The following is a 12,450-nucleotide window of genomic DNA, read 5'->3' on the forward strand; positions in this document are numbered from 1 at the left end:
TACGCTGAGAGGTTGCATATTATCTCGTTTTTGGGTAAGATGATATAACGTATAGACCAGGAAGAAGGCGATGCAATGGATGCAAGGCAGGATTTCTATCTGGCGGCGCTCGCGCAGTGCCCGGGACTTGGCAGCCGCAGGCTCGGCCTGCTCTTAGAGACGGGCCGCGATGCCGTATCGCTCTGGCAGATGCCAGCGCTCGAGATGAGCCGGCTGGTCCGGATGCCGCAGGGGCTCGTCGAGGCCCTGCAGTCGTTCCGCAGGACGCATCCCGACTTGCCGGAATCGCTGGCCGAGAGCTGCCAGCAGCGCGGCGTGCATCTCTGCACGATCCGCGATGCCTCCTATCCGTATTTATTGAAGGAAATCTTCTCTGCGCCGCCCGTGCTCTACTTCCGCGGGACGCTCGAGCCCGAGGCGCGCCGCGTCGCGATCGTCGGGTCGAGGCGCCTGAGCCCCTACGGGGAGGCACTGGCCCTGGAGTTCGGCGAGCAGCTGGCGGCTGCCGGCCTGACGGTCGTCAGCGGTGCGGCGCGCGGCATCGATACGAGGTCGCATCGCGGCGCCCTCAAGACGGGGCGCACGGTCGCGGTGCTCGGCTGCGGCATCGATGTGGCATATCCTGCGGAGAACCGCCGCCTGCTCATGGAGATCGCAGAGAGCGGCGGTGCCGTCATATCGGAGTACGGCCCGGGCGTTCAGCCTCTGCCCGCTTTCTTCCCTGCGCGCAACCGCATCATCAGTGGGCTGTCCGAGGGCACGCTCGTCGTCGAGGCGGCCGCGCGCAGCGGCTCGTTGATCACGGCGGAGCTCGCCCTTGGCGAGGGCCGTGAGGTCTATGCGTTGCCGGGCAGTGTCTTCTCCAAGATGAGCGAGGGCTGCCATCACCTGATCCAGCAGGGGGCAAGTCTCGTGACGAAGCCCTGCGACATCCTCGAGGACATGGGGCTCGTCCAGAAAGTTGCGGCGAAGAAGCAGAAGAGCATGACGCCGGACGAGCGCAGGATCTATCAGGTCCTGTCATTTGACCACCCGCTGAGCGCGGATGAGATCCTCATGAGTCTCCCGGATGGGGAGATGCCGAGTCTGTCCTTCACGCTCCTGCAGATGGAGCTCAAGGGACTGATCATAGAAAATGAACTGCACGCCTACAGGCGTGCCGAGAGGGAGTGACGGTTTGGCTGCAACAAAAGCAAGTACGGCAACAAAAGCAAAGACAAGAACCAAGACGAAGACAAAGAGAACGCTCGTCGTTGTCGAGTCTCCGGCCAAGGCCAAGACCATCGAGAAATATCTGGGAAGAAAGTACATGGTGCGCGCCTCCATGGGGCATCTGCGCGACTTGCCGAAGAGTCAGTTCGGCATCGACATCGAGAACGACTTCGCACCGAAATACATCAACATACGCGGCAAGGGCGAGCTCATCAAGGCGCTCAAGAAGGACGCGAAAAATGCCGACAAGATCTATCTCGCAAGCGATCCCGATCGCGAGGGAGAGGCCATTGCCTGGCATCTGGCATTCATCCTGGGGCTCGACCCGTCGTCGGACTGCCGCATCGTCTTCAACGAAATTACGAAGCCGGCCATCCAGGAGGCGGTCAAGCATCCGCGCGCGATCAACCTCGATCAGGTAGACGCGCAGCAGGCGCGCCGCATGCTCGACCGCATCGTCGGCTACAAGCTGTCGCCGCTCCTCTGGCGCAAGGTGCGCAAAGGACTGTCGGCTGGCCGCGTCCAGTCGGTGACGGTGCGCCTGATCTGCGACCGCGAGAAGGAGATCCAGGCCTTTCAGTCGGATGAGTACTGGACCGTCGGACTCAAGCTGCGCAAGGCGAAGTCGGCGATGTTCCAGGCCGACCTCGTGCAGATCGATGGCAAGCGCCTCGCCGTCACGGATGAGGACGGCAAGAAGATCGCGCTGCACAATGAGAGCGAGGCGATGGCCGTCACAGAGGAGATCGCAAAGCAGCAGCTCATCGTCGAGTCGGTGCGCAGCAGTGAGCGCAAGCGCCGCCCTGCGGCGCCTTTTACGACGAGCTCCCTGCAGCAGGATGCCGCGCGCAAGCTCGGCTTCACCTCGCGCAAGACGATGATGCTCGCCCAGCAGCTCTATGAGGGCATCGAGCTCGGACGTCACGGTTCGACCGGTCTCATCACCTACATGCGAACCGATTCCACGCGCATCTCGGAGCTCGCGCAGGACGAGGCGAAGTCCTTCCTGCTCGAAACATTCGGCGAGGCGTATGTGCCAGCAAAGCCCAATGTCTACGTGACGGGCAAGAAGGCACAGGACGCGCATGAGGCCATCCGCCCGACGAGCCTCGTCCACACGCCGGAGAGCCTCGAGAAGTACCTCAATAAGGACCAGCTCAAACTCTACACGCTGATCTGGCAGCGCTTCGCCGCGAGCCAGATGACGCCGGCCATCTACGACACGATGGCGATCGCCATCAAGGCTGGCAGCCGCTATGGCCTGCGCGCCAACGGCTCCCGCCTCAAGTTTGCCGGCTTCACGAAGGTCTACGCCGGTGCAGATACGACGAAGAAGGAGAAGGACGTCCTGCTGCCAGAGCTCGCAGAGGGCGATGAACTGAACATCGCCAAGACGCTGCCGCAGCAGCACTTCACGGAGCCGCCGCCGCGCTACAACGACGCTTCACTTGTCAAGACGCTCGAGGAGAAGGAAATCGGCCGTCCGAGCACGTACGCGCCGATCATCGAGACAATCCAGGCGCGCGGCTACGTCCAGCGCATCGACAAGCACTTCCAGCCGACGGAGCTCGGCTTTGTCGTCGTCGACATGCTCAAGGAGTACTTCAAGGACATCGTCGACGTCAAGTTCACGGCCAACCTCGAGAATGAGCTCGATGAGATCGCCGAGGGCAAGGTCCACAAGAACCAGCTGCTGCGGGAGTTCTACGGACCGTTCGAGCAGACGCTCGAGAAGGCAGACGAGGCCATCGGCCACGTTGAGCTGCCCGTCGAGGTCTCCGACGTCCGCTGCGAGCACTGCGGCCGCCTCATGGTCATCAAACAGGGCCGCTACGGCAAGTTCCTGGCCTGCCCGGGCTTCCCAGAGTGCCGCAACACAAAGCCGCTGCTGAAGGACACGGGCGTCAAGTGCCCGAAGTGCGGCGGCAAGATCGTCGAGCGCCGCACGCGCCGCGGCCGCACCTTTTACGGCTGCGAGAACTACCCAAATTGCGACTACACGACCTGGGATACGCCGCAGCAGGAGAAGTGCGAGAAGTGCGGCTCCTTCCTGCTCAAGCACCACTTCAAGAACGGCCGTGGCATGCTCTACTGCAGCAATGATGCCTGCGAGACGCGCATCAACCACCCAATCAACAAGGAACTCGAGAAGATGCGCGAGCGCGCCGAAGCCAAGAAGAAGCGCGAGGCGGAGAAGGCAGCCGAAGAGGCAGCTGAGTCTGCCGCAAAAGAGAATCAGGAAAGTCAGGAGAATCCATGAAGAAAGTCATCATAGTCGGCGCTGGCCTGGCTGGCAGTGAAGCCGCCTGGCAGGCTGCCAAGCAGGGCGCAGAGGTCACGCTCTACGAGATGCGCCCCGCAAAATCGACGCCAGCCCACAAGACGGCTGGCTTTGCTGAGCTCGTCTGCAGCAACTCGCTGCGCGGTGCCGGCCTCGAGAACGCCGTCGGCGTGCTCAAGGAAGAGATGCGCCGCCTCGGCTCCATCATCATGGAGGCGGCGGACGCGACGCGCGTCCCTGCCGGCGGCGCGCTGGCCGTCGACCGCCATGGCTTCAGTGACTACGTGACTGCGAAGGTCACGGAGCATCCGAACATCACGGTCGTCCATGAAGAAGTCCCGAAGATCCCGATGGAGGAGGATGCCGTCACGATCGTGGCGAGCGGCCCGCTGACGGCCGGCAGCCTCGCTGAGGATATTGCCGCGCGCACGGGCAATGACTCGCTCTACTTCTACGATGCGGCGGCGCCGATCGTCAGTCTCGAGTCAGTCGACATGACGAAGGCGTACCGTGCTTCGCGCTACGGCAAGGGCGAGGCCGCCTACATCAACTGCCCGATGACGAAGGAGGAGTACGAGGCGTTCTGGAACGCGCTCGTGACGGCTGAGAAAGCGCCGACGAAGGACTTCGAGAAAGAGAAGTTCTTCGAGGGCTGCATGCCGGTCGAGGTCATGGCGAGCCGCGGCATCGACACACTGCTCTACGGTCCGCTGAAGCCAGTCGGTCTCGAGCATCCCGTGACGGGCGTGCGCCCCTACGCCGTCGTGCAGCTGCGCCAGGACAATGCGAGCGCGACGCTTTACAATATCGTCGGCTTCCAGACGCATCTCAAGTGGCCGGAGCAGCGCCGCGTCTTCGGCATGATACCGGGCCTCGAGCATGCGGAGTTCCTGCGCTATGGCGTCATGCACCGCAACACCTTCCTGAACTCGCCGCGCCACATGCGTCCGACGTTGCAGCTGCGCGGCGAGGACCGGCTGCTCTTCGCCGGACAGATGACGGGAGTCGAGGGCTACATTGAGTCAGCCTCGTCGGGCCTCGTCGCCGGCGTCAACGCGGCGCGCATCGCGCGCGGCGAAGCGCCGCTCGTCTTCCCTGAGGAGAGCTGCCACGGTGCGCTCTGCCACTACATCACGACGAGCGAAGCCAAGCATTTCCAGCCGATGAACGTCAACTTCGGCATTCTGCCGCCCGTCGAGACGCGCGACGCCAATGGGCGCCGCATCCGCGACAAGAAACAGAAGAAACAGCTGCTGGCCGAGAAGGCACTGGCAGCGATAGAGGCCTTCAAACCGCAGATTTTCGGCTGCTGAAGGCTGGAAGCGAGGGAAAACTATGAGTACAGAATTACAGTTCCATGCGACGACCATCTGCGCCGTGCGCAAGAACGGCAAGACGGCCATCGCCGGTGACGGCCAGGTGACGTTTGGCCAGAACACGATCATGAAGTCGACGGCGCGCAAGGTGCGCCGCATCTACCATGGCAGAGTGCTGGCTGGCTTTGCCGGCTCCGTCGCCGATGCGTTCACGCTGTTCGAGAAGTTCGAGGCCAAGCTCGAGACCTACAACGGCAACCTGCAGCGCGCGGCTGTCGAGCTCGCCAAGGAGTGGCGTACGGACAAGATGATGGGCAAGCTCGAGGCACTGCTGCTCGTCGCCGACAAGGACACGCTCTTGATGCTCTCCGGCAACGGCGAGGTCATCGAGCCGGACGGCGATGTCGCCGCCATCGGCTCGGGCGGCTTCTTCGCCCTCTCGGCGGCACGCGCCCTCGTCAAGCACACGGACATGGAAGCGAAGGAAATCGCCAAAGAGGCCCTGTCAATCGCTGCCGATATCTGCGTCTACACGAATCACAATATCAGAGTGGAGGAACTTGACTGATGGAGAACCGTATCGAAAGTATCGGCGTCAACGAACAGACGCCGCGCGAGATCGTAGAAGAACTCGACCGCTACATCGTCGGCCAGGATGAAGCGAAGCGCTCGGTGGCCATCGCCCTGCGCAACCGCTGGCGCAGCCGCCAGCTCACCGGGGCCATGAAGGAAGAAGTCATCCCGAAGAACATCATGATGATTGGCTCGACGGGCGTCGGCAAGACGGAGATCGCACGCCGTCTCGCGAAGCTCGTGCGCGCGCCGTTCATCAAAGTCGAGGCGACGAAGTTCACGGAAGTCGGCTATGTTGGCCGCGATGTCGAGTCCATCATCCGCGACCTGACGGAAGCCGCCGTGCGCATGATCCGTCAGGAGCGCCTCGAAGAGGTGCAGGACAAGGCGAAGGAGCAGGCCGAGGAGCGCATCCTCGATGTCTTTGTGCCGGAGCCGAAGAAATCGCAGAACCCGCTCGGACGCCTCTTCGGCGGTGACGACGAGGAGAAGGACAAGCCGGCTGAGGAGCCGAAGAAATACCAGGCTGGCCGCGAATGGGTCCGCAAGCGCCTCGAGAAGGGCGAGCTCGAGGACGAGCTCATCGAGATCGACGTCGAGGAGACGCGCCGCCCGATGGTCGGCATGTTCTCGGGCTCGAGCCTCGAGGGCATGGGCGACAACCTGCAGGACATGATCGGCAACATCATGCCGAAGCGCCACAAGAAGCGCAAGGTCACGGTCGCACAGGCCCGCAAGATCTTCACGCAGGAAGAAGCCGGCAAGCTTATCGACATGGAAGCCGTCGCCGAAGAGGCCGTCAAGGTCACGGAGTACAGCGGCATCGTCTTCCTCGATGAGATCGACAAGGTCGCCGTCAAGGGGAACAGTTCGGGCGCCGACGTCTCGCGTGAAGGCGTACAGCGCGACATCCTGCCGATCGTCGAGGGCTCGCAGGTCTCGACGAAGTACGGCCCGGTCCGCACGGACCACATCCTCTTCATCGCAGCCGGCGCCTTCCACATGGCGAAGCCGTCCGACCTCATCCCGGAGCTCCAGGGCCGCTTCCCGATCCGCGTCGAGCTCAAGTCGCTGCGCAAGGAGGATTTCGAGCGCATCCTGACCGAGCCGCAGAATGCCCTGATCAAGCAGTACGAAGCCCTGCTCGCGACGGAAGGCATCACGCTTTCCTTCAAGCCCGATGCCATCAGCCGCATCGCAGAGCTCGCCTGTGAGGTCAATGAGCAGGCCGAGGACATCGGTGCTCGCCGCCTGCACACCCTGCTCGAGAAGGTCCTCGAAGACATCAGCTTCCGCGCACCGGAGCTCACGGATAAGGACGTCGTCATCGATGCGGCCTACGTCAATGAGCGCCTGGCCGACATTGTGGTCAACCGCGACCTCTCGCAGTTCATCCTCTGATGCATCTAAGACATAAGCAGAGTACGGGCCGTGCCTGTATTCTGCTTCTCTTTTGCGCAGTATTTGAGTGAATTCGCGAAAAAAATAAAAAAATCGACAAATCGTCTTTGACTATTTAGAAAAGTGTGATAAACTAAAAGTGGTTCAAAGATGAAACTTTCGGAATTCATTCGTTACGAGAGCAAAGGAGCGTATTATATCATGGCATCTTTATTGGAAAAAACACGCAAGATCAATCGTCTGCTTCAGCGTTCTGAAAATGTAGAATACGATGGCATTTCTCGTGTGCTCAGCAATGTCCTGAATGCAAACGTCTATATCACAAACAAGAAGGGCAAGATTTACGGCTATGCCTTTGTCGACGACTTTGAATGCGATCTCATGATCGACAAGGTCATCGACCAGGGCGAGTTCCCGAAGCACTACGTCAGCTGGCTCATGCGCATGGATGAGACGTGCGCCAACCTGCGCTCGAAGACGGGCATGTGCGCCTATGAAGAGAATACGAAGTGCCTCTTCAACGGCAAGAACACGACGATTGTGCCGATTTACGGCGTGGGTGAGCGCATCGGCACGCTGATCGTCGCGAAGTACGACGAGGAGTTTGATGACGATGACCTGCTGCTCTGCGAGTACGGCGCGACGGTCGTCGGCATGGAGATGCTGCGCGATCACGCTGAGAAGATCGAGATCGAGGCGCGCAAGAAGGCGACGGTCCAGATTGCCATCAACACGCTGTCCTTCTCGGAGCGCAAGGCGGCATTTGCCATCCTCTCGGCACTCGATAGCACGGAGGGGCTGCTCGTCGCCTCGAAGATTGCCGATCAGGTCAAGATCACGCGCTCGGTCATCGTCAACGCACTGCGCAAATTCGAGTCGGCCGGTGTCATCTCGTCGAAATCGCTCGGCATGAAGGGCACCTACATCAAGGTCCTCAACGAGTACCTGCTCGACAAGGTGCAGAAGCTCCGCAACGAGTGATCGATACGGACACAAAAAAACGAGGGATCCAGTCTGGATTCCTCGTTTTATTTTTAGCTTATCGACTCAGGCATTCGAGAGCTGCTTGAACTCCTCGAGCTTCTTGAGGGCGGCGCCCGAGGCGATCATCTCGCGGGCAATCTCGATGCCCTCGGCGATGTCCTTGGCCTTGCCGCCCACGTAGATGGCAGCGCCGGCATTTAAAAGGACGATGTCGGTCTTCGGTCCCTGTTCGCCCTTGAGGATGGCGAGCGTGACAGCGGCATTCTCTGCCGGGTCGCCGCCGCGGATATCATCCTTCGTGCAGCGCGTGAAGCCGAAGTCCTCTGGCTTCACTGTGTAGCGGCGGAACCAGCCGTCCTTGAACTCGCAGACGCTCGTCGGGGCGCTCATCGAGAGCTCGTCGAGGCAGTCCTGGCCGTAGATGACCATGCCGTTCTTGACGCCGAGTGTCAAGAGGACGTTAGCAAGCGGCTCGAGCAGGTATTCGTCGTAGACGCCGAGGATCATGCGCGTCGGATGGGCCGGATTTGTCAGCGGTCCGAGGATGTTGAAGACCGTGCGGATGCCGAGCTCCTTGCGGATGGCGCCGACGTACTTCATCGAAGCGTGGTACTTCTGGGCGAACATGAAGCAGATGCCGATCTTCTCGAGCTCTTCGACGACCTTGGCGGGTGGCTGGTCGAGGTTGACGCCGAGTGCCTCGAGGCAGTCGGCTGCGCCGCACTTCGAGGAGGCGGCGCGGTTACCGTGCTTGGCGACTTTGACGCCGGCCGCGGCGATGATCATGGCCGCCGTCGTTGAGATGTTGATGCTGTGCGCGTGGTCGCCGCCCGTGCCGACGATGTCGAGCACGTCCATCGCATGCTCGACCTTGAGTGCATGATCGCGCATGGCCATGGCCGAGCCCGAGATCTCATCGATGGTCTCGGCCTTCGTGCTCTTCGTCGAGAGCGCGGCGAGGTAGGCGGCATTCTGCACCTGCGTCGTCTCGCCGTTCATGATCTCGTTCATGACAGTGTAGGCCTCATCGTAGGTGAGGTCCTGTTTGCTGACGATTTTCTCAATAGCTTCTTTGATCATAGAGAACCCTCCTGTAGACAATATCTCGTATGATTGCAGTAAAATAGATTTTCAACATGATTAACGTTATCATCCAGATGTAAACTTGTCAACTTATCTTTCCCTGTGGCAGGGAATCGTGGCGGGACATGAGCAAAATTTTCCTGGATGCATTGACAAGGCGTAGAGAAGTCATTATAATAGTAAAGTACGTAATAACGGGATGTAGCGCAGTTTGGTAGCGCGCCTGCTTTGGGAGCAGGATGTCGCAGGTTCGAATCCTGTCATCCCGACCATCCATATGCGTCTGTAGCTCAGTTGGATAGAGCAACGGCCTTCTAAGCCGTGGGTCGCGGGTTCGAATCTTGCCAGACGCACCATTTGCGAGTTGAGCTCCGGTCAAACCGGAGCTTTTTTATTGTTTTATTCCACCTCAGCGCGAATTCTGTCTTGCTATCGGGATGATAGCTGTGTTATACTGAGCATATGTGAATTGCATAGGGGAATTTTAGGCGGAGTCTGTTCAAATACGGGCTCCGTTTATTTTTTTGCAGGCACATGAGGAACACAGGAACAGAAGAAAAGGGAAGAATGTCATTTATCGAAGGAGGAATACGTTTTTATGGAAATGCTAGCTGCCATTATCTTTGTGCTCATGTACGTGCTGATTGTCTCAGAGAAGGTACACCGCACGATCGTCGCCATGATGGGCGCCATCCTCATGATCATCGTGGGCATCATGCCGGTGGACACGGCCCTGCACCACATCGACTTCAACACGCTCGGCCTGCTCATCGGCATGATGATCCTCGTGAGCATCACGGCCAAGACGGGACTCTTCGACTACGTCGCCATCAAGACGGCGAAAGTAGCGAAGGCGCAGCCGCGCCGCCTGCTCATCTACCTCGGCTTCATCACGGCCCTGTTCTCGGCCTTCCTCGACAACGTGACGACGGTCCTCCTGATGGTCCCCGTCACGTTCGCCATCACCAATAAGCTGCACATCCCGGTCGTGCCGTTCCTGCTCACGCAGATCCTCGCCTCGAATGTCGGCGGCACGGCGACGCTAATCGGCGACCCGCCGAACATCATGATCGGCAGCGCGGTCAAGGAACTGACCTTCGTCGCCTTCATCGAGAACCTCACGCCGGTCGTCATCCTCTGCATGGCGGCAGTGCTCTTCGTCATGGACGTCCTCTATCGCAAGCAGATGGTCACGAAGCCGGAGCTGCAGGCGGAGATCATGCAGATGGACGAGAAGAAGTCCTTGAAGGACCGTAAGCTGCTCGCGCGCTCGCTCTTCGTGCTCGGACTGACGATCCTCGGCTTCTTCACGCATTCGTTCACGCATATCGAGTCGTCCGTCGTCGCTCTGTTCGGTGCTTTCCTGCTGCTGCTGCTCGCGGGCGGCAGCCAGCACGATGTGGACTTCTCGATGCGCAAGGTCGAGTGGGCGACCATCTTCTTCTTCATCGGCCTCTTCGTCGCTGTTGGCGGCCTCAGTGAGACGGGCGTTATCCGCGACCTCGCGACGGGGGCCGTGGCGCTCACGGAGGGCGATGTGACGAAGACGTCGCTGCTCGTGCTCTGGCTCTCGGCGCTCGTCTCCTCGGTCCTCGACAACATCCCGTTCGTCGCGACGATGATTCCGCTGATCCAGAACATGGGTGCGATGGGCGTCGACAACCTCGAGCCGGTCTGGTGGAGCCTCTCGCTCGGGGCCTGCCTCGGCGGCAACGGCACGCTCGTCGGCGCATCGGCGAACCTCATCGTCGCCGGCATGGCGGCAGACCGCGGCGTCAAGATCTCGTTCATGAACTACTTCAAGATCAGCTTCCCAATCATGATCATGACGATCGCCATCTCGACCGTCTACGTCTACCTGCGCTATCTGCTCTGATACAGCGCATTGCTCTCTGTACTAGACCGGCCCTTCGTGGGCCGGTTTTTTATGTGGCAGCGCTGCCTCCTGGCAGGATTTCGCGCATGGGGAAAGAATAGATAAGGTAGTAGACATTTTTATGATTTGGAGGGGTTCTCTTGTCTAAGTTTGGTGGACGTGGATATGGCATGTGTATCCTGTTCGTGATCATCGGTGCGATACTCGGCGGCATACTCGGTGAGGTATTGAAGAATGTGCCGTCGCTGGCGGGCGTCATGCCATTCCTCGTGACGTCATCCCCGGTCTTCGATATGGCACCCGTGACGATCAACCTCTACGTGATCAAGTTGACGGTCGGCCTTGCCTTCATGCCCAATCTCATGAGCATGCTCGGTATCATCCTGGCCATCGTCCTCTATCGCCGCTACTGAGGGATTGTGCAAGAAGATGAGAAAGGAAGGATATCATGTTTATTCTGGCATCTGCGTCGCCGCGTCGCAGGGAACTCCTGCAGCAGATCGACGCCAGCTTTGAGGTGAAGGTCGCTTCGGTGGAGGAAGTGACTGGCGGCAATCTGGCACCTGCTGAGATCGTAGTGGAAAACGCCGTCCGCAAGGCAAAGGCTGTGGCGAAGGAAAATCCCGGGCATCCCGTGCTCGGTGCCGACACCATCGTCTTCCTCGACGGCAGGGTGTATGGCAAGCCGCATGATGCGAAAGAGGCAAAGGCGATGCTCAAGGCATTGGCGGGCAGGGAGCATGAGGTCGCGACGGGCATTGCCTGGGTCCGTGGAGACGAGGTCTTCACGGATGTCGAGACGACGCGCGTCTTCTTTGCTCCGATGACAGACGAAGCGATTGCCGCCTACGTCGAGACGGGAGAGCCGCTCGACAAGGCGGGGGCGTATGCCATCCAGGGACGGGCGGCGAGGTTCATCGAGTCGATTGCAGGCTCGTTCTCCAACGTCGTCGGCCTGCCTCTCTACGCGGTCTGCCGGCTTGCCGGAAAGGCAGGCGTGAATCTTTATGACAATCATGGTTCGAGATCTACCAAGGGATGAGCGGCCGCGTGAGAAGCTCATCGCGTATGGGGCGGATGCCCTGAGCAATGCAGAACTCCTCGCCGTGCTGCTGCATACGGGGACGCGCGAGCAATCGGTCCTGCACCTCGCAGAATCCGTGCTCGGCAAGTTCAAGGAGCGTGGCATCGCTTCCATCGTGCACACGTCGGTGGCGGACCTCGCGGGCATCCACGGCATCGGCCCGTCGAAGGCGGCGAGCATCCTCGCGGCCGTCGAGCTCGGCCGCCGCCTCGCAAAGAAAGCAGCCGAGAAGGTCCAGATCGTCCACGGTCCGGAGGATGCGGCGCACTACGTCATGCCGCATCTGCGCTACGAGCAGAAGGAGCACTTCGCCGTGCTGCTGCTCAACACGAAGAACCACATCCTCGGGCTGCGGGATGTCTCCATCGGCAGCCTGTCGGCCTCCGTCGTGCATCCGCGCGAGGTCTTCGCGATGGCCATCCGCTATGCGGCGGCCTCGATGATCCTCGTGCACAATCACCCGAGCGGGGACCCGAATCCGAGCCGCGAGGACCTCGCCATCACAGATCGGCTCGTCAAGGCGGGGCGCATCCTCGACATCCCCGTCCTTGACCACATCATCCTCGGAGACAATCGCTTCCTGAGTTTGAAGGAAAAAGGCATGATTTCTTGAATAATTCTTGACGTTCCCCTATTTTAC

At 60.1% G+C, this 12,450-nt stretch carries 11 protein-coding genes and 2 tRNA genes; 12 read left to right on the forward strand and 1 reads right to left on the reverse strand.

Features of this window, described 5'->3' with window-relative positions; all coding sequences use genetic code 11:
* Positions 1–75 precede the first annotated feature (75 nt).
* From dprA to codY, 6 genes are all read left to right on the forward strand, one after another.
* Positions 76–1,173 (forward strand): DNA-processing protein DprA, encoded by a 1,098-nt coding sequence (gene dprA, locus MITSMUL_RS08090; protein WP_005841642.1) that lies wholly within the window; start codon positions 76–78, stop codon positions 1,171–1,173.
* Positions 1,136–3,472: a type I DNA topoisomerase gene (gene topA, locus MITSMUL_RS08095; protein ID WP_040636070.1), complete on the forward strand. Its 2,337-nt coding sequence runs from the start codon at positions 1,136–1,138 to the stop codon at positions 3,470–3,472. Before dprA ends, topA begins: the two co-directional genes overlap by 38 nt.
* The gene (gene trmFO / locus MITSMUL_RS08100; RefSeq protein ID WP_005841646.1) at positions 3,469–4,806 is read left to right on the forward strand and encodes a methylenetetrahydrofolate--tRNA-(uracil(54)-C(5))-methyltransferase (FADH(2)-oxidizing) TrmFO; all 1,338 of its coding nucleotides are present in this window, start codon (positions 3,469–3,471) and stop codon (positions 4,804–4,806) included. Before topA ends, trmFO begins: the two co-directional genes overlap by 4 nt.
* Positions 4,807–4,828: 22 nt before the next feature.
* Positions 4,829–5,377, forward strand: coding sequence for an ATP-dependent protease subunit HslV (gene hslV / locus MITSMUL_RS08105; protein WP_005841648.1), 549 nt, complete (start codon positions 4,829–4,831; stop codon positions 5,375–5,377).
* Positions 5,378–5,388: 11 nt separating this feature from the next.
* Positions 5,389–6,783 (forward strand): ATP-dependent protease ATPase subunit HslU, encoded by a 1,395-nt coding sequence (gene hslU, locus MITSMUL_RS08110; RefSeq protein WP_147653027.1) that lies wholly within the window; start codon positions 5,389–5,391, stop codon positions 6,781–6,783.
* A 201-nt stretch (positions 6,784–6,984) separates the two neighbouring features.
* Positions 6,985–7,764, forward strand: a complete 780-nt coding sequence (gene codY / locus MITSMUL_RS08115) for a GTP-sensing pleiotropic transcriptional regulator CodY (protein WP_040636071.1) — start codon at positions 6,985–6,987, stop codon at positions 7,762–7,764.
* 66 nt (positions 7,765–7,830) lie between these two features.
* Here the strand turns inward: codY and trpD are convergent, their stop codons facing one another.
* On the reverse strand, positions 7,831–8,847 hold the full coding sequence (gene trpD / locus MITSMUL_RS08120; protein WP_005841656.1) for an anthranilate phosphoribosyltransferase: 1,017 nt from the start codon (positions 8,845–8,847) through the stop codon (positions 7,831–7,833).
* A 198-nt stretch (positions 8,848–9,045) separates the two neighbouring features.
* On the opposite strand from trpD, the gene MITSMUL_RS08125 reads away from it, so the two are divergent.
* The 6 genes from MITSMUL_RS08125 (at position 9,046) to radC (ending at position 12,423) form a co-directional block, all read left to right on the forward strand.
* Positions 9,046–9,122, forward strand: a tRNA-Pro gene (locus MITSMUL_RS08125).
* 7 nt (positions 9,123–9,129) lie between these two features.
* A tRNA-Arg gene (locus MITSMUL_RS08130) sits at positions 9,130–9,206 on the forward strand.
* Positions 9,207–9,448: 242 nt separating this feature from the next.
* Entirely contained in the window at positions 9,449–10,726 is a 1,278-nt protein-coding gene (locus tag MITSMUL_RS08135) for an ArsB/NhaD family transporter (protein WP_005841657.1), read from the forward strand.
* Between the two features lie 140 nt (positions 10,727–10,866).
* Positions 10,867–11,139 carry a DUF4321 domain-containing protein gene (locus tag MITSMUL_RS08140; RefSeq protein WP_244944584.1) on the forward strand — a complete coding sequence of 91 codons (273 nt, stop codon included), beginning with the start codon at positions 10,867–10,869 and terminating at the stop codon, positions 11,137–11,139.
* Between the two features lie 35 nt (positions 11,140–11,174).
* The gene (locus tag MITSMUL_RS08145) at positions 11,175–11,768 is read left to right on the forward strand and encodes a Maf family protein (RefSeq protein ID WP_005841660.1); all 594 of its coding nucleotides are present in this window, start codon (positions 11,175–11,177) and stop codon (positions 11,766–11,768) included.
* Positions 11,734–12,423, forward strand: coding sequence for a RadC family protein (radC, locus tag MITSMUL_RS08150; protein ID WP_040636072.1), 690 nt, complete (start codon positions 11,734–11,736; stop codon positions 12,421–12,423). The genes MITSMUL_RS08145 and radC overlap by 35 nt, the downstream gene beginning before the upstream one ends.
* Positions 12,424–12,450: the final 27 nt, after the last annotated feature.

This window comes from Mitsuokella multacida DSM 20544 (genome assembly GCF_000155955.1).
Classification (GTDB): Bacteria; Bacillota; Negativicutes; order Selenomonadales; family Selenomonadaceae; genus Mitsuokella; species Mitsuokella multacida.

Excerpts from the sequence above, each read along its gene's own strand:
- trpD (WP_005841656.1), bottom strand. The coding sequence starts at position 8,847 with ATGATCAAAGAAGCTATTGAGAAAATCGTCAGCAAACAGGACCTCACC.
- hslV (WP_005841648.1), top strand. The coding sequence starts at position 4,829 with ATGAGTACAGAATTACAGTTCCATGCGACGACCATCTGCGCCGTGCGC.
- codY (WP_040636071.1), top strand. The coding sequence starts at position 6,985 with ATGGCATCTTTATTGGAAAAAACACGCAAGATCAATCGTCTGCTTCAG.
- topA (WP_040636070.1), top strand. The coding sequence starts at position 1,136 with ATGAACTGCACGCCTACAGGCGTGCCGAGAGGGAGTGACGGTTTGGCT.
- dprA (WP_005841642.1), top strand. The coding sequence starts at position 76 with ATGGATGCAAGGCAGGATTTCTATCTGGCGGCGCTCGCGCAGTGCCCG.
- MITSMUL_RS08135 (WP_005841657.1), top strand. The coding sequence starts at position 9,449 with ATGGAAATGCTAGCTGCCATTATCTTTGTGCTCATGTACGTGCTGATT.
- radC (WP_040636072.1), top strand. The coding sequence starts at position 11,734 with ATGACAATCATGGTTCGAGATCTACCAAGGGATGAGCGGCCGCGTGAG.
- trmFO (WP_005841646.1), top strand. The coding sequence starts at position 3,469 with ATGAAGAAAGTCATCATAGTCGGCGCTGGCCTGGCTGGCAGTGAAGCC.
- MITSMUL_RS08145 (WP_005841660.1), top strand. The coding sequence starts at position 11,175 with ATGTTTATTCTGGCATCTGCGTCGCCGCGTCGCAGGGAACTCCTGCAG.